The sequence below is a fragment of the Rhizobium sp. TAL182 genome (assembly GCF_002117725.1).
Lineage (GTDB): Bacteria > Pseudomonadota > Alphaproteobacteria > Rhizobiales > Rhizobiaceae > Rhizobium > Rhizobium esperanzae.
Map to the genome: position 1 here is coordinate 549,118 of NZ_CP021024.1, position 19,687 is coordinate 568,804.

Annotated in this window: 16 protein-coding genes, 1 tRNA gene and 1 riboswitch; of the genes, 13 read left to right on the plus strand and 4 right to left on the minus strand. The window is 62.3% G+C overall.

Annotated features, from left to right (window positions below; genetic code table 11):
• The first annotated feature begins 88 nt into the window (after nucleotides 1-88).
• The 6 genes from Tal182_RS02755 to phoB all read left to right on the plus strand — a co-directional run bounded on the left by Tal182_RS02755 (nucleotide 89) and on the right by phoB (nucleotide 6,497).
• Nucleotides 89-1,123, plus strand: a complete 1,035-nt coding sequence (locus Tal182_RS02755; RefSeq protein ID WP_085857993.1) for a substrate-binding domain-containing protein — start codon at nucleotides 89-91, stop codon at nucleotides 1,121-1,123.
• Nucleotides 1,124-1,290: 167 nt separating this feature from the next.
• The gene (pstC, locus tag Tal182_RS02760) at nucleotides 1,291-2,772 is read left to right on the plus strand and encodes a phosphate ABC transporter permease subunit PstC (RefSeq protein ID WP_085857994.1); all 1,482 of its coding nucleotides are present in this window, start codon (nucleotides 1,291-1,293) and stop codon (nucleotides 2,770-2,772) included.
• A complete protein-coding gene (gene pstA / locus Tal182_RS02765; RefSeq protein WP_085857995.1) occupies nucleotides 2,769-4,091 on the plus strand; it encodes a phosphate ABC transporter permease PstA in 1,323 nt (440 codons plus the stop codon). The genes pstC and pstA overlap by 4 nt, the downstream gene beginning before the upstream one ends.
• 14 nt (nucleotides 4,092-4,105) lie before the next feature.
• A complete protein-coding gene (gene pstB, locus Tal182_RS02770) occupies nucleotides 4,106-4,921 on the plus strand; it encodes a phosphate ABC transporter ATP-binding protein PstB (protein WP_085857996.1) in 816 nt (271 codons plus the stop codon).
• A gap of 44 nt (nucleotides 4,922-4,965) precedes the next feature.
• Nucleotides 4,966-5,679 carry a phosphate signaling complex protein PhoU gene (phoU, locus tag Tal182_RS02775; protein ID WP_004672769.1) on the plus strand — a complete coding sequence of 238 codons (714 nt, stop codon included), beginning with the start codon at nucleotides 4,966-4,968 and terminating at the stop codon, nucleotides 5,677-5,679.
• 134 nt (nucleotides 5,680-5,813) lie between these two features.
• On the plus strand, nucleotides 5,814-6,497 hold the full coding sequence (gene phoB, locus Tal182_RS02780; RefSeq protein WP_004672768.1) for a phosphate regulon transcriptional regulator PhoB: 684 nt from the start codon (nucleotides 5,814-5,816) through the stop codon (nucleotides 6,495-6,497).
• 358 nt (nucleotides 6,498-6,855) lie between these two features.
• Here phoB and Tal182_RS02785 read toward each other — a convergent pair whose 3' ends face one another.
• A complete protein-coding gene (locus tag Tal182_RS02785) occupies nucleotides 6,856-7,389 on the minus strand; it encodes a GcrA family cell cycle regulator (protein ID WP_085857997.1) in 534 nt (177 codons plus the stop codon).
• 424 nt (nucleotides 7,390-7,813) lie between these two features.
• On the opposite strand from Tal182_RS02785, the gene Tal182_RS02790 reads away from it, so the two are divergent.
• The 3 genes from Tal182_RS02790 (at nucleotide 7,814) to Tal182_RS02800 (ending at nucleotide 11,047) form a co-directional block, all read left to right on the plus strand.
• On the plus strand, nucleotides 7,814-9,013 hold the full coding sequence (locus tag Tal182_RS02790) for an aspartate aminotransferase family protein (protein WP_085857998.1): 1,200 nt from the start codon (nucleotides 7,814-7,816) through the stop codon (nucleotides 9,011-9,013).
• Between the two features lie 37 nt (nucleotides 9,014-9,050).
• On the plus strand, nucleotides 9,051-9,965 hold the full coding sequence (gene argF, locus Tal182_RS02795; protein ID WP_085857999.1) for an ornithine carbamoyltransferase: 915 nt from the start codon (nucleotides 9,051-9,053) through the stop codon (nucleotides 9,963-9,965).
• Between the two features lie 89 nt (nucleotides 9,966-10,054).
• Complete coding sequence (locus Tal182_RS02800; protein ID WP_064800559.1) at nucleotides 10,055-11,047, plus strand: Hsp33 family molecular chaperone; 993 nt, start codon at nucleotides 10,055-10,057, stop codon at nucleotides 11,045-11,047.
• A gap of 461 nt (nucleotides 11,048-11,508) precedes the next feature.
• On the opposite strand, the gene apaG is transcribed toward Tal182_RS02800, so the two are convergent.
• Nucleotides 11,509-11,901, minus strand: coding sequence for a Co2+/Mg2+ efflux protein ApaG (apaG, locus tag Tal182_RS02810; RefSeq protein ID WP_011423893.1), 393 nt, complete (start codon nucleotides 11,899-11,901; stop codon nucleotides 11,509-11,511).
• Between the two features lie 223 nt (nucleotides 11,902-12,124).
• Nucleotides 12,125-13,309, minus strand: a complete 1,185-nt coding sequence (locus Tal182_RS02815; protein ID WP_064800560.1) for an O-succinylhomoserine sulfhydrylase — start codon at nucleotides 13,307-13,309, stop codon at nucleotides 12,125-12,127.
• Between the two features lie 42 nt (nucleotides 13,310-13,351).
• Nucleotides 13,352-13,430: riboswitch (SAM riboswitch) on the minus strand.
• A 74-nt stretch (nucleotides 13,431-13,504) separates the two neighbouring features.
• Here Tal182_RS02815 and Tal182_RS02820 point away from each other — a divergent pair.
• Together Tal182_RS02820 and Tal182_RS02825 are read left to right on the plus strand one after the other, a co-directional pair.
• A complete protein-coding gene (locus tag Tal182_RS02820) occupies nucleotides 13,505-14,599 on the plus strand; it encodes a 2'-deoxycytidine 5'-triphosphate deaminase (RefSeq protein WP_041678538.1) in 1,095 nt (364 codons plus the stop codon).
• Between the two features lie 60 nt (nucleotides 14,600-14,659).
• Nucleotides 14,660-14,733: transfer RNA gene (locus tag Tal182_RS02825), tRNA-Gly, on the plus strand.
• A gap of 26 nt (nucleotides 14,734-14,759) precedes the next feature.
• On the opposite strand, the gene Tal182_RS02830 is transcribed toward Tal182_RS02825, so the two are convergent.
• On the minus strand, nucleotides 14,760-15,347 hold the full coding sequence (locus tag Tal182_RS02830) for a TetR/AcrR family transcriptional regulator (protein WP_085858000.1): 588 nt from the start codon (nucleotides 15,345-15,347) through the stop codon (nucleotides 14,760-14,762).
• Between the two features lie 97 nt (nucleotides 15,348-15,444).
• On the opposite strand from Tal182_RS02830, the gene Tal182_RS02835 reads away from it, so the two are divergent.
• Both Tal182_RS02835 and Tal182_RS02840 read left to right on the plus strand, forming a co-directional pair.
• Nucleotides 15,445-16,563 (plus strand): efflux RND transporter periplasmic adaptor subunit, encoded by a 1,119-nt coding sequence (locus tag Tal182_RS02835; protein WP_085858001.1) that lies wholly within the window; start codon nucleotides 15,445-15,447, stop codon nucleotides 16,561-16,563.
• On the plus strand, nucleotides 16,560-19,670 hold the full coding sequence (locus Tal182_RS02840) for an efflux RND transporter permease subunit (protein ID WP_085858002.1): 3,111 nt from the start codon (nucleotides 16,560-16,562) through the stop codon (nucleotides 19,668-19,670). Before Tal182_RS02835 ends, Tal182_RS02840 begins: the two co-directional genes overlap by 4 nt.
• Nucleotides 19,671-19,687: the final 17 nt, after the last annotated feature.

A 19,687-nucleotide genomic window follows, 5' to 3' on the forward strand; every position in this document is an offset into this window, starting at 1 on the left:
CAGCGCTAAGAGAGTCCCGCCGATGAAAAATGGCACTGCGGGGGCCTCTTTAGGCCGCACTCACACAAGCCCAATGCGGGAGATTTTAATGAACACCTTCAAGCTCACCGTTGCCGCGCTCGCTGCAACTGCTGCTTTCGCTGGCGCAGCCGTCGCTCGCGACCAGATCCAGATCGCTGGTTCGTCCACCGTCCTGCCTTACGCCAAGATCGTTGCCGAGTCCTTCGGCGAGACCTTCACCAACTTCAAGACGCCGGTCGTCGAATCCGGCGGCACGGGCGCTGGTCTGAAGGAATTCTGCAAGGGCGTTGGTGAAGACACCATCGACATCGCCAACGCTTCGCGTCCGATCAACAAGAACGAAGCCGAAGCCTGCAAGGCTGCCGGCGTGACCGACATCCAGGAAGTCAAGATCGGTTATGACGGCATCGTCTTCGCAACCGACTCGTCCAACCCCGATGTCGCTTACGTTCCGGCCGACATCTACAAGGCCCTCGCCGCCCAGGTCGTCGTCGACGGCAAGCTCGTCGCCAACCCCTACAAGAAGTGGTCGGAAGTCAACCCGAAGCTCCCGGCTGTTGATATCGCCGCCTATATCCCGGGCGAAAAGCACGGCACGCGCGAAGTCTTCGAACAGAACGTTCTTGCCGCCGGCTGCAAGGCTTCGGGCGCTCTCGACGTCATCGCCAAGGAAATCTCCGACAAGGCCGCCCAGACCAAGGCTTGCGTCGCAGTTCGCAAGGACGGCGCTGCAGTCGACATCGACGGCGACTATCCGGAAACCCTCGCACGCATTGCCGCCAACAAGACCGGCGTCGGCGTATTCGGCCTTTCCTTCTATGAAAACAACGCCGACAAGCTGAAGGTCGCCAGCGTGAACGGTATCGTTCCGTCCACCGAAACGATCGCCAACGGCACCTATCCGGTTTCCCGCCCGCTGTTCTTCTACGTCAAGAAGGCACATCTCGGCGCCGTTCCGGGCCTGAAGGAATATGTCAACTTCTTCGTATCCGACCAGATGATCGGCCCCGACGGCCCGCTGGCTGAATACGGCCTCGTTGCCGCTCCGGATGCCGAGCGCGATGCGATCCGCAAGGACGTCGAAGCCGGTAAGGCTATGTAATGACTTTGCCGGCGCGGTGCTTCAAACACCGCGCCGGCATCGTCTATGTCCCTGCGTGCCGGTCTTTCCGCTGCAGGGTTGAATTCCTTCTCCATGATTGGAAGCCGAAGGCAGGCTGTTGAAGCCGCCGCGCTTTTTTGGGGGCCACGGGCCTGGGGACGTAACGAATGAGCACATCCGTCATACTTCTGTGCCTTGTGGTGATCGGCGCCGCCGCCTATCTGGTCGCGCGCAGCCGTGCCACGGCCCTTGCCGGAGGCAGGTCCTCCGCACTGCATTCCCGGCCGGCCTATTACGGCGCCTATGCCGCGATCTGGGCCGTTCTTCCCGCCCTCATCGTTCTCTGCGTCTGGCTCTCGGTCAGCCCCGGTATCATTCAGTCCTCCGTGCGCGGCACTTTCCCCGCCGACGTCAAGGCCCAGGCCGCAGTCGAGCAGGATCTGAGCTATTCGATGGTGGCGACGATCGCGCGCGGCCTGACGATGCTGACTTCCGACGAAGCCGCCGCGGTCGCAAACGATCCGGCCGCCCTGCAGGCCAAACTCAGTGAGAAGGGTGTGCCGCTCGCCGGCCAGCCGCAGCCTTACATGGTCGAGGCCGCCAAGAAACTCAACGCCATGAGCCTGACGAGCCGCATGGCCATGACCGCGGTCGTCTTCATTCTGGCCGTTGCCGGCGCCTTCTACGCGCTGCGTGCCATTGCGCCCCGCTTCCGCGCCCGCAATCGCGTCGAGCGCGTCATGCTCTGGGGCTTGCTGCTCGCCTCCTCGATCGCCATCCTGACGACCGTCGGCATCGTGCTGTCGATGCTGTCGGAAGCCACGCGCTTCTTTGCCGTCGTTCCCGCCGGCGAGTTCTTCTTCGGCACGGTCTGGGATCCACGCTTTGCCGGCGCCGGCAGCTCCTCCTTCGGCCAGTTCGGCCTGATCCCGCTGTTGCTTGGCACGCTCTACATCGGCTTGGTCGCCATGCTGGTCGCAGTGCCGGTTGGGCTCTTTGCCGCCATCTACATGGCCGAGTACGCCTCGCCGAAGCTGCGCGGGGTCGCCAAGCCGCTTCTCGAAGTGCTGGCCGGCATTCCGACGATCGTCTACGGCTTCTTCGCCCTCGTCACTGTCGGTCCGTTCCTGCGCGATTTCTCCGCGCAGATCAGCGGCCTGCTCTCCGGCAGCTACACAAACTTCATCCAGGCGCAGAGTGTTCTGACGGCCGGCATCGTCATGGGCATCATGCTGATCCCCTACGTCTCCTCGCTGTCGGACGACATCATCACCGCCGTGCCGCGGGCCCTGCGTGACGGTTCGCTCGGTCTCGGCGCCACACGCTCCGAAACCATCAAGAAGGTGGTGCTGCCGGCAGCCCTTCCTGGCATCGTCGGCGCGCTGCTGATGACCGCCTCGCGCGCCATCGGCGAAACCATGATCGTCGTGCTGGCCGCCGGTGTCGCCGCCCGCATCCAGATCAACCCCTTCGAGCCAATGACGACGGTGACCGTCAAGATCGTCAATCAGCTGACGGGTGACCTTGAGTTCACCTCGCCGCAGACGCTGGTCGCCTTCGCCCTCGGCATCACGCTCTTCTGCATCACGCTTTGCCTCAATATCTATGCGCTCTACATCGTGCGCAAATACCGGGAGCAGTACGAATGACGGATATTGTTTCTCCCACATCAGGCGTCACAGTTTCCAAGGCGCCAGCCCGCCGCGATATCGGCATCAAGCGCCGCTACGCCGCCGAGCGCCGGTTCCAGGCCTATGGTATCGCCGCCATCACCTTCGGTCTCGTCTTCCTGTTCATCCTGCTATGGACGGTGATCGGCAAGGGCTACACCGCCTTCCAGCAGACGGCGATCACCCTGCCGATCGAATTCTCCGAGAAGACGATCGACCCCAGCAATAAGCGTGCGACCGACCCTTCGGTGCTGATCGCCGCCAATTACCCGGTTCTGCTACGCGACGCGATCGTCAAACAGCTGAATATCAATGCCTCGAGCAAGCCTGACGTGCGCGATGCATCCGCTATGCTCTCCAAGAGCGCGCCGATCCAGCTGCGCGACATGGTCGTCGCCGATCCCTCGCTGATCGGCAAGACGGTTAATGTCTCCGTTCTCGCCGACGCCAATATCGACAGCGCCAACAAGGGCCAGATCGATCTCACCGTCGATGAGAAGAACCGCAAGGTCAACGATAAGCAGGTGACCTGGATGAACCAGCTGAAGGCGAGCGGCGCTCTCCAGAAGCAGTTCAATACTGGCTTGTTCGTCAACGGCAACTCCAGCCGTCCGGAGGCTGCCGGCCTCGGCGTCGCCCTGATCGGCTCGCTCTACCTGATGCTGATCGTGCTGGCGCTGTCGCTGCCGATCGGGGTTGCCGCCTCGATCTATCTCGAGGAGTTCGCGCCGAAGAATAAGCTGACGGACCTGATCGAGGTCAACATCAACAACCTCGCCGCCGTCCCGTCGATCGTCTACGGTCTGCTCGGCCTTTCCGTCTTCATCAACTTCATCGGCCTGCCGCGCTCGGCCTCGCTGGTCGGCGGCCTGGTGCTGACGCTGATGACCCTGCCGACGATCATCATCGCCACGCGTGCGGCCCTGCGCGCCGTGCCGCCCTCGATCCGCGCCGCAGCGCTCGGCCTTGGCGCCTCGAAGATGCAGATGGTGTTCCACCATGTCCTGCCGCTCGCCATGCCCGGCATCCTCACCGGCACGATCATCGGCCTGGCGCATGCGCTCGGCGAAACCGCGCCGCTGCTCCTGATCGGCATGGTCGCCTTCGTCGCCAATGCGCCGACGACGCCGCTCGATCCCTCGACGGCCCTGCCGGTGCAGGTCTATATGTGGGCGAACGAGGCCGAACGTGCCTTCGTGGAGCGTACTTCGGGTGCCATCATCGTCCTGCTCCTGTTCCTGGTCGCCATGAACATGGGTGCCATCCTCTTGCGTCGTCGCTTCGAGCGCCGCTGGTAAACGGAGTAGATATCATGAACATGTTGACGGAAGCTGCAGTTGAAAAGGCGCTGGGTCAGAAGATGAGCAACGTCCCGTATAAAATGATCGGACAGGATGTCTCCGTATACTACGGCGAGAAGCGTGCGCTTTTCGATGTGAACCTGAACATCCGCGAAAACACCGTAACCGCCCTGATCGGTCCTTCCGGCTGCGGCAAGTCGACTTTCCTGCGAAGCCTCAACCGCATGAACGACACGATCGAGGGGTGCCGCGTCACCGGCAAGATCACCCTCGACAGCGACGACATCTATGATCCGGATATCGATGTCGTCGAACTTCGCGCTCGCGTCGGCATGGTTTTCCAGAAGCCGAACCCGTTCCCGAAGTCGATCTACGAAAACGTCTCCTACGGCCCGCGCATCCATGGCCTCGCCAAGTCGAAGGCCGATCTCGACCAGATCGTCGAGACCAGCCTGCAGCGCGCCGGCCTCTGGAACGAGGTCAAGGACCGCGTGCACGAATCCGGCACCGGCCTTTCCGGCGGCCAGCAGCAGCGCCTGTGCATTGCCCGCGCCGTCGCCGTCAGCCCGGAAGTCATCCTGATGGACGAGCCCTGCTCGGCGCTCGACCCGATCGCCACCGCCAAGGTCGAGGAGCTGATCCACGAACTGCGCGAGAACTACACGATCGTCATCGTCACCCACTCCATGCAGCAGGCCGCGCGCGTGTCGCAGCGCACCGCCATGTTCCACCTCGGCAACCTCGTCGAGGAGAACGACACCGACAAGATGTTCACCAACCCCGACGATCCGCGCACCCAGGACTACATCATGGGTCGCTTCGGCTGATTGCGGTCATCCGAAGCCTTCCCGTTATTCGAGGACAAAGCCCCATGGCATCGACACATATTTATTCTGCCTATGATGATGATCTGAAGTTCCTCTCCAGGCGGATTTCCGAAATGGGCGGCCTGGCCGAGCAGATGGTCGCCGAATCCGTCCGGGCGCTGGTCAACGGTGATACCGCGCTGGCGCAGAAGGTGATTTCCGACGACGTGATCCTCGATCACACCGAGCGCGAAATCGGCGACAAGGCGATCGTCACCATCGCCCGCCGCCAGCCGATGGCCGCCGACCTGCGCGAAATCATGGGTTCGATCCGCATCGCCGCCGATCTCGAACGCGTCGGCGACCTCGGCAAGAATACCGCCAAGCGCGTCATCGCCGTGCAGAGCACCGGCGTTCCGCGCAAGCTCGCTCGTGGTCTCGAGCACCTGTCCGAGCTGGCGCTCGTCCAGCTCAAGGAAGTGCTCGACGTCTATACGACGCGCGCCGCCGACAAGGCGACCGCCATTCGCGAACGCGACAACGAGATCGACGCGATGTACACCTCGCTGTTCCGCGAACTCCTGACCTACATGATGGAAGATCCGCGCAACATCACGAGCTGCACGCATCTGCTCTTCTGCGCCAAGAACATCGAGCGCATCGGCGACCACGCCACCAATATTGCCGAAACGATCTACTACATGGCGACCGGCGCCCAGCCGGAAGGCGACCGTCCGAAGGACGACAGCGCCAATACCGTCGGTGCCGCCACGGAATAACCGTGCCGAACCAGCCATTGCGTGCGCGCCCGTCCGGGCGCGCAAAGAGGTCGCAGCCAATTTCTGATTTTGCGCGGGATCCCTTGCTTAAATCACTCCCGGTTTAAGGATCGTGCGCGAGGAGACGGACACGCATGATCCCGAGAGTTGCAGTTGTTGAAGACGAAGAGGCCCTCAGCGTGCTTCTCCGCTATAATCTCGAAGCGGAAGGTTTCGAGGTCGATACCATCCTGCGCGGCGACGAGGCCGAAATCAGGCTTCAGGAGCGCACGCCCGATCTCCTCATCCTCGACTGGATGCTGCCTGGCGTCTCCGGCATCGAACTCTGCCGGCGCCTGCGCATGCGGCCGGAAACCGAGCGGCTGCCGATCATCATGCTGACGGCGCGCGGCGAGGAGAGCGAGCGGGTGCGCGGACTGTCCACCGGCGCCGACGATTACGTCGTCAAGCCTTTCTCGACCCCCGAACTCGTCGCCCGCGTCAAGGCGATGCTGCGTCGCGCCCGTCCCGAGGTGCTGTCCTCGGTGTTGAAATGCGGCGATATCGAACTCGACCGCGAAACCCATCGCGTTCATCGCAAGAGCCGCGAAGTCCGCCTCGGCCCGACCGAATTCCGCCTGCTGGAATTCCTGATGTCGTCGCCGGGCCGCGTCTTCTCGCGCTCGCAGCTGCTCGACGGCGTCTGGGGCCACGACATCTATGTCGATGAACGCACCGTCGACGTCCATGTCGGCCGCCTGCGCAAGGCGCTGAATTTCTCCAACATGCAGGACGTCATCCGCACCGTCCGCGGCGCCGGCTATTCGATGGAAGCCTGAGGCTGAGGGAGTGTGTGGTCGGCGTTCCCGCCGGTGCAGCCTTTCCCAGGCCCTTCATTGCACCGGCGCGGCGTATGAGCGGGCACCACCTCACCTCTGTCATCCAGGCACCACCTCTCCTCCGTCATCCCAGGGCTTGACCCTGGGATCCATGCGGCTGGCGCTGCGGGAGGAGCGATGGCATTCAAATGCAGGGAAATTATCGAAGCCGAGTGCCTGGTCGTGGATCCCAGGGTCAAGCCCTGGGATGACGGAATGCGTGGTCGGCTTTGCTGCCAAACACAAAGGTCGCTTCCCCACTCTAATCACAAAAAACGGGCTGCTCGGCCCGTTTCTCACTCTCGACGATGTCGCCCGCTCAGCTGACGCGCGCTGCCGCCCGGCGGCGTTCGTTGATCGGCTGGTAGGCAAGCTTCTGATGGTAGCTGCAATAGGGCGAATTGTCAGGGGATTCGCAGCCGCAGAAGTGGAAATCGTCCTTCAGCGGATCGCCGACCGGCCATTTGCAGGTGCGTTCGGTCAGTTCCGTCAGGCCGAGGCGGCGGGAAATCGGCACGACCACGTTGCCCTTCGGCACGTATTCCATTTCCTCGACCGTTTCGATCTCGATCTCTTCCTTCAGCATCGTTGCGCCCTGCTGGCGGGTCACGGTGCGGGTGGTGATCCGGGAGGCGTAGTTCGGCGCGCGCGGTGCCGATGTATTGCGCTTCGGCGTGCGCGCCGCCGTCGCCGTGCCGCCGGCCTTGGCACGACCCGGCAGGTTCAGCCGGTGCACCTTGCCGATAACGGCGTTTCGGCTGACCCCGCCAAGCTGCGCAGCAATCTGGCTGGCGCTCAGTCCTTCGGCCCAAAGCTTCTTCAGTTTCTCGACCCGCTCGTCTGTCCAGTTCATGCCCTGTCTCCACCTTTTGCGTTGGTGATGGCAGAATCCCTCACCGTTGTCCCGGAAGCCTCCGAAACAAGAAACGCTTGATCAATTTTGGTGACTAGTTCCGCCGCATGCAGTCTAGTAATTGAACTTTAACCTAGTGTGAGGCTGACTCCGTGACAAGAGTCGCGGGAATCCGGATGAATCGAATTTCAAGTTTTCCCCAACTTGCTTCCTCTGCGTGTCATTTCTGCAATAATGCCTGTTGAAGGCCGAAAGTGCCCCTGTACAAGCTTGCTGCATACGCTAAGGCCGCAGTTTTGTTGACATTGCAGCGCGAAAAGGAAATAGTACCGCTCGCCGCCGAAAGGCGGCATTTTTGATTTTTCGGACCTGGTTTCGTTAGCCGGAGTCCGTGCAAGACAACACTGAACGGGAGACCCGCGCCATGGCTGAAGCCGCGCCGCTTTATGACACCTATTCTCGCGCCCCGCTGCGGTTCGAGCGAGGCGAGGGCGTATGGCTGATCACCGAGAGCGGCGAGCGTTATCTCGATTTCGGCGCCGGTGTCGCCGTCACCTCCGTCGGCCACGGCAACCCGCATGTGGTCGCGGCGCTGAAGGAGCAGGCCGATAAGGTCTGGCACCTCTCCAACATCTATGAGATCCCCGGCCAGGAGCGTCTGGCCAAGCGCCTGACGGACGCCACCTTCGCCGATAAGGTGTTCTTCACCAATTCGGGCGCCGAGGCGCTCGAATGCGCCATCAAGACGGCGCGCCGCTATCAGTTTTCCAAGGGCCATCCCGAGCGCTTCCACATCGTCACCTTCGAAGGCGCCTTCCATGGGCGCACGCTTGCGACGATCGCCGCCGGCGGCCAGGAAAAATATCTCGAAGGCTTCGGCCCCAAGACGCCGGGCTTCGATCAGGTGCCGTTCGGCGACATCGAAGCGGTACGCGCCGCGATCACCGATGCGACGGCGGCAATCCTCATCGAGCCGGTGCAGGGCGAGGGCGGCGTGCGTCCCGCCACCAGCGAATTCATGAAGGCGCTGCGCCGGATCTGCGACGAACACGGCCTGCTGCTGATCCTCGACGAGGTGCAGACCGGCGTCGGCCGCACCGGCAAGCTCTTCGCCCATGAATGGTCCGGCATCACACCCGACATCATGGCCGTCGCCAAGGGCATCGGCGGCGGTTTCCCGCTCGGCGCCTGCCTTGCGACCGCTGAGGCCGCCTCCGGCATGAAGGCCGGCACCCATGGTTCGACCTATGGCGGCAATCCGCTGGCCATGGCCGTCGGCGGCGCCGTGCTCGATGTCATTCTCGCCGACGGCTTCCTTGAGCATGTGCGCGACGTCGCGCTCGTCTTCCGCCAAGGGCTGGCCTCGCTGAAGGACCGTTATCCCGATGTGATTGAGGATATCAGGGGCGAGGGCCTGCTGCTCGGCGTCAAGGCGGCCGTCCCCTCGGCCGAGTTGCTGCAGGCGATCCGCGCCGCGCATCTGCTCGGCGTGCCGGCCGGCGACAATGTCATCCGCCTTCTCCCGCCGCTCGTCGTCACCGCCGAGGAAGCCCGCGAGGGTCTCGCCCGCCTCGAACGCGCCGCCGAGAGCATCCGCGCCGCCAAGATCAAGAAGACGGCTTGAAGGGATCGCCGCCTTCGGGCGCACGACAGGTAAGAACATGGCTCCTAAACATTTCCTCGATCTTTCGGCCGTCACATCGGCCGACCTCAGAACCATCATGAACGACGCGCTTTCCCGCAAGCAGGCCTTCAAGGCCGGCGCCGGCGACAAGCCGCTCGCCGGCAAGATGCTGGCGATGATCTTCGAGAAGCCGTCGACGCGCACCCGCGTCTCCTTCGACGTCGGCATGCGCCAACTCGGCGGCGAAACCCTGTTTTTGTCCGGCACGGAAATGCAGCTCGGCCGCGCCGAGACGATCGGCGACACCGCCAAGGTGCTGTCGCGTTACGTCGACGCGATCATGATCCGCACCACCGAGCATTCGCGCCTGCTGGAGCTTGCCGAACATGCGACCGTGCCTGTGATCAACGCCCTGACGGACGATACCCATCCCTGCCAGATCATGGCCGATATCATGACCTTCGAGGAGCATCGCGGCCCGATCAAAGGCAAGACCATCGCCTGGACCGGCGACGGCAACAATGTGCTGCATTCGCTGGTCGAGGGTGCCGCGCGGTTCGGCTATCGCATGAACATGGCCGTACCCCTTGGTTCGGAGCCCAAGGATCACTATCTGAACTGGGCCCGCAATGAGGGCGCCGAAATCATGCTCTGCCATGATGCCGACCGTGCGGTCGAAGGCGTCGATTGCGTGGTGACCGATACCTGGGTCTCCATGAATCAGGAACATCGGGCCCGGGGTCATAACGTCTTCCAGCCTTATCAGGTCAATGCGGCCTTGATGGCCAAGGCCGGCAGCGATGCATTGTTCATGCATTGCCTGCCCGCGCATCGCGGTGAGGAAGTGACGGATGAGGTGATCGACGGCCCGCAATCCGTGGTCTTCGATGAAGCGGAAAACCGCCTTCACGCGCAGAAGTCGATTCTAGCTTGGTGCCTGGGCGCGATCTGAACCATAATCGGACGCCGTGCGCGAACAACGTGCGGCCGCGCGAGCGAAGGGCACCCTGACCCTTCGCTCTGAAAACTAGGAGTAAAGCCATGGCAGAAGCTGCAGCCGCCCTCGGCCAGTTCGATTTCGCCGGCGATGACCATGTCGTCCCCTTTCAGGTGGAGGGTCTGGATGTGCGCGGTCGCGCCGTCCAGCTCGGCCCCATGCTCGATGCCATCCTCGAGCGCCATCATTATCCCGCGCCCGTCGCCCGGCTGCTTGCCGAGGTCGTGGTGCTGACGGTGCTGCTCGGCACCTCGCTGAAGTTCGACGGCAAGTTCACCGTGCAGACCAAGGGCGACGGCCCGGTCGATCTGCTCGTCGCCGATTTCTCGACACCTGAGAACGTGCGCGCCTATGCCCGTTTCGATCGGGCGCTGCTCGACCAGGCCATTGCATCGGGCGAGACCGAGCCGGAGCAACTGCTCGGCAAGGGCGTGCTCGCCTTCACCATCGATCAGGGCAAGTTCGCTCAGCCCTATCAGGGCATTGTCGCGCTCGACGGCACCTCGCTCGAGGAGATCGCCGGCGTCTATTTCCGCCAGTCGGAGCAGATTCCGACGCGTGTGCGCCTGGCTGCGGCCGAACTCTTCGACCGTGACGACGCCGGCAAGCCGCGCCACCGCTGGCGGGCAGGCGGCCTCGTCGCCCAGTTCCTGCCGGAGGCGCCGGAGCGCATGCGCCAGCCCGATCTCCACGGCGGCGACGGCGACACCGGCGACCGCCCGCATGGTGAGGACGATGCCTGGACCGAAGCCCGCTCGCTGGTCGAGACCATCGACGCCGACGAGCTGACCGATCCGCAGGTCGGCACCGAACGGCTGTTGTTCCGCCTGTTCCACGAGCGCGGCGTGCGCGTCTTCGAGCCCCGCGCCGTCTTCGACCGCTGCAGCTGTTCGCGGGAAAAGATCGGCAACGTGCTGAAGGGTTTCACCGCCGAGGAGATCGAGGCCAGCCAGGAAAACGGCGAGATATCCGTCACCTGCGAATTCTGCTCGACCACCTACCGCTTCGAAGCGACCGAGCTTCAGCCGGCGGAATAATTCTCGGCGGCGCCGAAAACCCCTCCCCACAAGGGGGAGGGGCTTGGATGCCGCCCCCACTGTTTTCCATTTCACCGTCTCCGCAGAGAAGCAGATGTCTGCTGCAGTTGGCGCATTGCGTTAGAGCTTTTCCGGGTTAGATTGAAGCATTCTGTTGGCTCAAACGGAGTCGGATGGTCGACCGGCCGGCGCGCGTCGTAGCCCAGCTCTACGGCCAAGCCGGCCGGTCGATCAGCCGGCCCGTTTCAGCCAACCCGAAGGGCCGGGCATGTTTCCGCCAAGATCAGAGGCGATCGGCTCGGACGTACCTGGAGGTATGCCCATCGCCAATCGCCTCTGCCCTGACGAAAACCTGCTCCGGCAGAATGCTTCAATCTAACCCGGAAAAGCTCTAGCCCCTCCCCCTTGTGGCGAGGGGACTTTTTCAGATCTCGGCAATCTCCTGAGTGGGAACTTGCCCCTCAATTCAGCACGCGCAACAGCCCCGGCGAATCCAGCGAGAAGGCGGGGATGTCGACGTCGAACAGCTCGCCTTCATCCGTTTCCATCTGATAGTGGCCGAACATCAGGCCTGAGGGCGTGTCGAGCGGGCAGCCGGAGGAATATTCGTAGGTGTCGCCGGGGCTGAGCCGCGGCTGTTCGCCGACGACGCCGGGGCCGGTCACCTCGTCCACCTGTCCGTTCTGATCGGTGATGTTCCAGTAGCGGTTGACGAGGCGAACGGCGACGCCGGAATTGTTGCTGATGACGATCCGGTAACCCCAGACATAGCGATCGTCCTCCGGATCGGATTGCTCCTCCAGATAGAACGGTTCGACCACGACTTCGATATCTCTTGTGAGGGCGCGATACATGCCTTGCACCATAGTCAAGATATGTTACCCGTATCTTATAAAGAGGCCCTGTCCGTCAAGAAACGGAACGTTGATCAGCGGTCAAATGGTGATGATCGAAGGGTTTTCGATCGTTAAGCCTAACTGTCAGCGTTAATTTTACTTCGCAACGGCGGCGCGGGTGGACTTTTTCCCGCGGATCGGCGGCCGGCTCCGGACGAAGTCCGGCCGCTATTCCAATCGATCAGGCCGAGATCTTGGTAAGCGCCCGCGCGAAATCCTCGATCAGGTCGTCCGTGTCCTCTATGCCGGCCGAAAGCCGCACCGTGCCCGGAGAAATGCCGAGTTCGGCGCGCGCCTCTTCCGTCAGGTTCTTGTGCGTGGTCGTTGCCGGATGGGTGATCAGGCTCTTGCTGTCGCCGAGGTTATTGGAAATCTTGATGATCTCAAGCGCGTTCTGCAGCGCGAAGGCCGCCTCCTTGCCGCCCTTCAGCTCGAAGCAGACGAGCGTCGAGCCGCCGGTCATCTGCTTGGCGATGATTTCGGCCTGCGGGTGATCCTTGCGGCCGGGATAGATCACCTTGGCGACCTTGCCTTGCTCCGCCAGGAAATCGGCGATCTTCGCCGCATTCTCGGTCTGCTGGCGCACGCGCAGCGGCAGTGTCTCGATGCCCTTCAGAAGCGTCCAGGCATTGAACGGCGACATGGCCGGGCCGGTATGACGGAAATAGTCGTGCAGGTTCTCGTCGATCCATGCCTTGTCGGCGAGTACCACGCCGCCGAGGCAGCGGCCCTGGCCGTCAATATGCTTGGTGGCGGAATAGACGACGATATGAGCGCCGAGCTCCAAGGGCTTCTGGAAGAGCGGCGTCGCAAAAACATTGTCGACGATCAGCTTGGCGCCGACCTGGTTGGCGAGCTTGGCGACGCCTGATATATCGACCACTTCGAGCGTCGGGTTGGTCGGGCTTTCCAGGAAGAACACCTTGGTATTCGGGCGGATCGCCTTTTCCCAGTTGGCGAGATCCCGGCCGTCGACCAGCGTGCACTCGACGCCGTATTTCGGCGCCAGCGTTTCCACGACCCAGCGGCAGGAGCCGAACAGGGCGCGGGCGGCGACGATATGGTCGCCTGCCTTCACCTGGCAGAGAACGGCGGCGGCGACGGCCGCCATGCCGGAGGCGGTAGCACGGGCATCTTCGGCGCCTTCCAATGCACACATGCGCTTTTCGAACATGTCATTGGTGGGGCTGCCGTAGCGGGCGTAGATGAAGCCGTCCGTTTCGCCCTTGAAGCGGGCTTCGGCTGCTTCCGACGTGTCGTAGACGAAACCCTGGGTGAGATATATTGCCTCCGACGTTTCGCCATATTGCGAACGCAGCGTGCCGCCATGGACGAGTTGGGTTGCCGGGCGCCAGGTCTTGCTCATGCCATCACCTTCACATAACAAAAAAACCGGCCGCAAAAGCAGACCGGTTTCAACCCGGTCTTTTTAGCCACTTGTTTAACGTGGCTGCAAGCCGACCGGCCAAATCACCACGGGATAATTCTGCAATACTGCTGTTAGCTGCTTGCGTCAATTCCCCGTATTTGGTTTTGTCGGCGGCAAAATGATGGATGGGGCATGATGGCTCGCGAAACTGGAATTCTGGCGGACCGCGCGATTGCGGCGCTGTTCGAAACGGGGCGTCTGAACTCTGAGCGGGAGCTCGACCGCGATCAGATCCAGCCGGCAAGTCTCGACCTGCGCTTAGGAAGCAAGGCTTTTCGTGTGCGCGCTTCCTTCATGCCGGGGCCTTCGCATCTGGTCTCGGACAAGCTCGATCGGCTGAGCCTGCACGTGATCGATCTGTCCCAGGGCGCGGTGCTCGAAACCGGCTGTGTCTATATCGTGCCGCTGATGGAGAGCCTCGCGCTGCCGGCCGACATGTCGGCCTCGGCCAATCCGAAGAGTTCGACCGGCAGGCTCGATATCTTCACCCGCGTCATCACCGACTACGCCCAGGAATTCGACAAGATCCCGGCAGGTTATTCCGGCCCGCTCTATCTCGAAATCAGCCCGCGGACCTTCCCGATCGTCGTGCGCCGCGGCTCGCGCCTGTCGCAGATACGCTTCCGCGTCGGCCAATCCGTGCTCGGCGAGCCGGAACTTCTGAAGCTGCATGAAAGCGAGACGCTGGTTGCCAGCAAGCAGCCGAACGTGTCGGGCGGCGGCATCGCGCTGTCGATCGATCTCACCGGTGATAAGGACGGCCTGATCGGCTATCGCGGCAAACACCACACCGCCGTCGTCGATGTCGACGAGAAGGACCAGCACGATATTTTCGATTTCTGGGAGCCGCTCTATAGCCGCGGCCGCAACGAGTTGATCCTCGATCCCGACGAGTTCTATATCCTCGTTTCGCGTGAGGCCGTGCATGTGCCGCCGGATTATGCCGCCGAAATGACCCCCTTCGATCCGCTGGTCGGCGAGTTCCGCGTCCACTATGCCGGCTTTTTCGATCCGGGCTTCGGCCATGCGCCGGCCGGCGGGCGCGGCAGCCGCGCCGTGCTCGAAGTGCGCAGCCATGAAGTGCCCTTCATCCTCGAAGACGGCCAGATCGTCGGCCGCCTCGTCTACGAGCACATGCAGGAAAAACCCGCCAGCCTCTACGGCTCCGGTCTCGGCTCCAACTACCAGGCCCAGGGCCTTAAGCTGTCGAAACATTTCCGCATCTGAGCCGGCCTGAAGGGCTGCGACTTGACAGCCGGCCCCATCTGTTGGAAATCTCAGCGCATCGCGGGTGTAGCTCAATGGTAGAGCAGCAGCTTCCCAAGCTGAATACGAGGGTTCGATTCCCTTCACCCGCTCCAGCTGCTCGTTCACTGCTGACTGAATCTCACTCTTCTTCTGTGGAGTTTGCGATGCGCTTGACCGCAGCGGTCGCGGATTCGAGGACGCGCTCCGACATGCGCCGATCCGTCATGATGCGAGAGATCGTCACGGCGCCCACCATGAGGGACAGGATGACCATGGCCTTGTCATAAGGGTCCGTGCTCTCCGACGACGGGATCAGTTCGTCGAGAATCCGAAGATGAGCTTCAATGCCGGCTTGGAATGGAGCCCGGACCTCCTCGCTTTGACGTGCCGCGTCGGACCCAAGCGCGGTCAGGGGGCAACCGTCACCTTTCTCTTCCCGGTGCCCGGCTGAGAGATACAGGTCGACAACCGCGTCGAAGGGATCGGTGCTTCCGGCGGCAGCCGTCGACCATCGGCGAAGTGCGCTTTCCATTGCCCGTCCGGATGCGAGTGCGGCGAGATCGTCCTTCGATTCGAATTGCTTGTAAAATCCGCCTTGGGTGAGGCCGGCACCTTTCATCAAATCCTTCAGCCCGATGCCGTCGAAACCATGCTCCCGGAAGAGCCGGCTTGCGACATTGATCACCGTTTCGCGGTTGGCCTCGGCCTGGGCACGGCTGACTCTCATAGCGATCTCCAATTAGATTTCGTTTGACATCTATATCAGTTTTAGAGTTAGATCGCAATCTAAATGATCCGCCACGCGGTCAACAAGGGTTACTGAGATGAATCGCAAAATATTATTCGCCGCTTTTGGTCTTTTGGCTGCTGCCGGCGCCACCGCTTTCGTGCTTATCGAGGAGCCCTCCAAGGCAAGTGCAAAAGCCGCCGATCCCCGCACGGCACCCCCCTTTGTCAAGCTGGTGGAGGCAAAAAACCCGGAGGCGGCCGAACGCACCTTCACGGGCACCATTGCCGCCCGGGTGCAGAGCAATCTCGGTTTTCGTGTCCCCGGCAAGATCATGCAGCGTTATGTGGACGTCGGCGTGCCGGTCAAGGCTGGCCAGCCGCTGATGCGCATCGATGAGACCGATCTGCGTCTCGCACTGACGGCGAAACGAAACGCCGTTGCGGCAGCCCAAGCAGTGCTGATCCAGGCGCAAGCCGACGAGCGGCGTTATGCCGCCTTGGTGAAAAACGGATTGGCCGCGACGCCACAGCGCTATGAACAGGCAAAGGCAGCCCTCGACACCGCGACGGCGCAGCTTGCCGCGGCGGAAGCGGACGCCAAGGTCGCAGAGAACGAGACCGCCTATTCCATCCTCGTTGCCGATACCGATGGGACGGTTGTCGAAACGCTCGGAGAGCCGGGGCAGGTGGTGACGGCCGGACAAACAGTGGTTCGGCTCGCACAGGCCGGCCCGCGTGAAGCATTGGTCTGGCTTCCTGAATTCCTGCGGCCTGAGATCGGCCAGACGGCCGATGCCAGCATCTACGGAAGCGAAGGCCGGCGGGACAAGGCGCGGCTACGGCAGATCTCCGACGCGGCCGACCCTCAAACCCGCACCTATGAAGCCCGCTGGGTTCTGGATGGCGCGGCAGCGTCGGCCCCGCTGGGCGCGACGGTGACGATCAGGATCTCCAACAGCAGCGGCCAATCACAGGCCGCGGTGCCTGTCGGCGCGGTTTTGGACGACGGCAGCCGAACCGGCGTGTGGGTCTTCGATGAGAAATCTTCGACCGTCCACTTCAGGCAGGTGAAAATAGAACAAATAGGCGAGGAGGTCGCGGTGGTTTCCAGCGTCAAAGCAGGCGAGCCGGTCGTCGCTCTCGGCGCCCATCTGCTGCAGGACGGCGCCAGCGTGCGCACCAAGGTAGAACAGGCAGAGGCGGCAAAACAATGAACTTCAATCTATCCGCGCTCGCCGTCCGCGAACGCGCTGTTACGCTGTTCTTCATCATTCTGCTGGCCGCCGCCGGCGCCTATGCCTTCGTCAAGCTTGGGCGCGCGGAGGATCCCTCATTCACCATCAAGACCTTGACCGTGACGACCGTGTGGCCGGGTGCCACGGCGCGCGAGATGCAGGATCTGGTCGCCGAGCCGCTGGAGAAGCGCCTCCAGGAACTCACCTGGTACGATCGTGTCGAGACGACAACCCGGCCGGGATACGCCTTTCTGACTGTGACGCTGAAGGACAGTACGCCGTCCACGGCGGTCGAAGAGGAATTCTATCAGGCCCGAAAGAAGCTTGGCGACGAGGCCCGCAATCTGCCCCAGGGCGTCTTCGGTCCTTTCGTCAACGACGAATATTCGGATGTCAGCTTCGGGCTTTATGCGCTGAAGGCCAAGGGCATGCCGATGCGCGAGCTGGTGCGCCAGGCCGAGGTCATCCGCCAGGATCTTCTGCATGTGCCTGGAGTCAAGAAGATCAACATTCTCGGTGAGCGGCCCGAACAGATCTTTGTCGAATTTTCCTATGCCAAGCTGGCGACGCTCGGCATTTCTGCGCAAGACGTCGCGGCCGCTTTGCAGCGGCGCAACACTGTGACGCCGGCGGGGTCGATCGACACCCGCGGCCCGCAGGTCTTCATTCGCTTCGATGGCGCCTATGACAGCATTCAGGCGATATCAGACACGCCGATCGTCGCGGCCGGACGCACATTGAAACTCTCCGATTTTGCCGAAGTGCGGCGCGGCTATGAAGATCCGGCCACCTATCTTATTCGCCACGACGGCGAGCCCGCCATCATGCTCGGCGCGGTGATGCAGCAGGGCTGGAACGGTCTGGAACTCGGCAAGGCGCTGGAGGAAAGATCCGCCGCGATCGCCAAGACCTTGCCGCTCGGCATGACGCTCGCCAAGGTCAGCGACCAGGCCGTCAATATCCAGGAAGCCGTCGGCGAATTCATGCTGAAATTCGCCATGGCGCTCGGCGTCGTCTTGTTCGTCAGCCTCGTCAGCCTTGGTTGGCGCGTCGGGATCGTCGTGGCTCTGGCCGTTCCGCTGACCCTTGCCGTCGTCTTCCTCATCATGCTGGAGACCGGCCGGTTCTTCGATCGCATCACCCTTGGGGCGCTGATCCTCGCGCTCGGCCTTCTGGTCGACGACGCAATCATCGCCATCGAGGTGATGGTGGTGAAGATGGAAGAGGGGATGGACCGCATCAAGGCGGCCGCCTATGCTTGGAGCCATACCGCGGCCCCGATGCTATCAGGCACGCTCGTGACGATCATCGGCCTGATGCCGGTCGGCTTTGCCCGCTCGACCGCCGGCGAATATGCCGGCAATATCTTCTGGGTCGTGGGCTTTGCCTTGATCGTATCGTGGATTGTAGCGGTGATCTTCACCCCATATCTCGGCGTCAAGATGTTGCCCGCCATCAAACCGGTCGAAGGTGGCCATCACGCCATCTACGACACGCCGAATTACCGGCGTCTGCGGGGGATGATCGAATTTACCGTGCGTCACAAGTTCGTCACTTGTGCGGTGGTCGGCATCGTCATGGCGGTCTCTGTCGTGGGCATGGGAGCGGTGAAACAGCAGTTCTTCCCGACGTCGGATCGTCCGGAAGTTCTGGTTGAAGTCCGCATGCCTGAAGGGACCAGTATCGAAACCACGGCCGCAACGGTGGGGAAGCTCGAAGACTGGCTGCAGCAGCAGCCGGAGGCAAAGACCGTGACGAGCTATACCGGTCAGGGCGCTCCCCGCTTCTTCTTCGCCATGGCCCCTGAGCTGCCGGACCCGTCCTTCGCCAAGATCGTCGTACTGACCCCTGACGCCCACACACGCGAGGCTTTGAAGCTTCGCCTGCGCGCGGCCATCTCGGATGGGCTCGCTCCCGAAGCCTATGTCCGCGTCACCCAGCTCGTATTCGGTCCCTATACGCCGTTTCCGGTCGAATTCCGCATCATGGGTCCTGACACCGACCAATTGTACCGGCTCTCCGAAAAGGCCCTGGAAATCATGAAGAGCGTGCCGGATGTGCGTCAGGCAAACCGTGATTGGGGCAACCGCACACCGGTGCTGCGCTTCGTTCCAGACCAGGAACGGCTGGGCCTGATCGGCCTTTCGCCGGCGGAGGCCGCCCAGCAGATGCAGCTGCTGCTGAGCGGGATTCCGATTACCGAGGTTCGCGAGAATATCCGCAACGTGCCTGTCGTCGCCCGCAGTGCCGGCGACAACCGGCTTGACCCGTCGCGATTGGCGGACTTCTCGCTGATGAGCCGGGATGGCCGCCAGGTTCCGCTCGATCAGATCGGTCATTCCGAAATCCGGTTTGAAGAGCCGATCCTGAAACGTCGCGATCGAACGCCCGTTGTCACGATCCGTTCCGATATCGACGAGGCGACGCAGCCCCCGGAGGTGTCCCAGCAGGTCATGAAGGCGCTGCAGCCGCTGATCGCCACGCTGCCTGTGGGCTATCGCATCGAGATGGGCGGGAACATCGAGGAGTCGCTCAAGGCCAACGCAGCCCTCGTCAAAATCTTCCCGGCGATGATTGCCGCCATGCTGATCGTTATCGTGCTGCAGGTCCGCAGCCTGTCGACGATGACTATGGTCATGCTGACGGGGCCGCTCGGTCTTGCCGGGGCGGTTCCGGTGCTGCTTCTCTTCAATCAGCCCTTCGGCTTCAACGCCATTCTCGGATTGATCGGCTTGGCCGGAATCCTCATGCGCAATACCTTGATCCTGACGGAACAGATCAAGGAGAACAAGGCAGCCGGTCTCGACGATTATCACGCCGTCATCGAGGCGACGGTGCAGCGCACGCGTCCCGTTATCCTGACAGCCCTTGCGGCCGTCCTTGCCTTCATTCCTCTCACCCACTCGGTGTTCTGGGGGTCGATGGCCTACACGCTGATCGGCGGAACGGCGGTCGGGACCGTGTTGATCCTGCTCTTCCTTCCCGCTCTCTACGCAACCTGGTTCCGCATCAAGCCGACGAAAAACGAAAGTCACGAGAATTCACCAAAGGACGTGGATCTGCAGGCAGCATTGGCTGCCGAGTGATGCCTGTGTTGCCGAGG